Consider the following 261-nt stretch of genomic DNA (forward strand, 5'->3'; position numbering starts at 1 on the left):
TTCCACTGCTCTGTCAAATTCCGGCACACCGCTGCTTTTTACCAGGCGCACCGACATGATTTCGCCGGTCGGCAACTGCTCCACGCGGAACACCGCCTTTGGATTGCCCGGCACGTCGGTGTTGCCCGGATACGCCGTATTGCTCTTGATCGCAGCCGTGATCGCAGCGATGTAGCCGCCGTCCGACTTCGGCCCGGTCGACTTGGCGGCGGTGCCGCTGCTGCCCATGGCGCCGGCCATGCGCTTGAGCTCGTCCTGGCG

The 261-nt window shown here is 64.8% G+C and carries 1 protein-coding gene; it reads right to left on the reverse strand.

All coding sequences use genetic code 11. From position 1 onward, the window contains the following. The coding region (locus tag AC0IY1_RS25405; RefSeq protein ID WP_471773353.1) for a TonB C-terminal domain-containing protein at positions 1–240 on the reverse strand (240 nt) is incomplete at its 3' end. Positions 241–261: the final 21 nt, after the last annotated feature.

It is taken from the genome of Methylobacterium sp. AC690, assembly GCF_979256535.1.